At 53.4% G+C, this 1,105-nt stretch carries 1 rRNA gene; it reads right to left on the reverse strand.

What is annotated here, in order from left to right:
• Positions 1-1,105, reverse strand: a 23S ribosomal RNA gene (locus ACSIPU_RS30300); the annotation flags it as partial.

Raw genomic sequence — 1,105 nt, forward strand, 5'->3', positions numbered from 1 at the left:
TACCATCAGCGTGCCTTCTCCCGAAGTTACGGCACCATTTTGCCTAGTTCCTTCACCCGAGTTCTCTCAAGCGCCTTGGTATTCTCTACCTGACCACCTGTGTCGGTTTGGGGTACGATTTGATGTTACCTGATGCTTAGAGGCTTTTCCTGGAAGCAGGGCATTTGTCACTTCAGCACCGTAGTGCCTCGTCATCACACCTCAGCGTTAGTGACGTTCCGGATTTACCTGGAACATCCGCCTACATGCTTAAACCGGGACAACCGTCGCCCGGCCAACATAGCCTTCTCCGTCCCCCCTTCGCAGTAACACCAAGTACAGGAATATTAACCTGTTTCCCATCGACTACGCCTTTCGGCCTCGCCTTAGGGGTCGACTCACCCTGCCCCGATTAACGTTGGACAGGAACCCTTGGTCTTCCGGCGTGCGGGTTTTTCACCCGCATTATCGTTACTTATGTCAGCATTCGCACTTCTGATACCTCCAGCAACCCTCACAGGCCACCTTCAACGGCTTACAGAACGCTCCCCTACCCAACAACACATAGTGTCGCTGCCGCAGCTTCGGTGCATGGTTTAGCCCCGTTACATCTTCCGCGCAGGCCGACTCGACCAGTGAGCTATTACGCTTTCTTTAAATGATGGCTGCTTCTAAGCCAACATCCTGGCTGTCTGGGCCTTCCCACATCGTTTCCCACTTAACCATGACTTTGGGACCTTAGCTGGCGGTCTGGGTTGTTTCCCTCTTCACGACGGACGTTAGCACCCGCCGTGTGTCTCCCGTGATAACATTCTTCGGTATTCGTAGTTTGCATCGGGTTGGTAAGTCGGGATGACCCCCTAGCCGAAACAGTGCTCTACCCCCGAAGATGAATTCACGAGGCGCTACCTAAATAGCTTTCGGGGAGAACCAGCTATCTCCCGGTTTGATTGGCCTTTCACCCCCAGCCACAAGTCATCCGCTAATTTTTCAACATTAGTCGGTTCGGTCCTCCAGTTAGTGTTACCCAACCTTCAACCTGCCCATGGCTAGATCACCGGGTTTCGGGTCTATACCCTGCAACTTAACGCCCAGTTAAGACTCGGTTTCCCTGCGGCTCCCCTAT

The sequence above is a fragment of the Klebsiella sp. HN106 genome, from assembly GCF_051209435.1.
Taxonomy (GTDB): domain Bacteria; phylum Pseudomonadota; class Gammaproteobacteria; order Enterobacterales; family Enterobacteriaceae; genus Klebsiella; species Klebsiella oxytoca.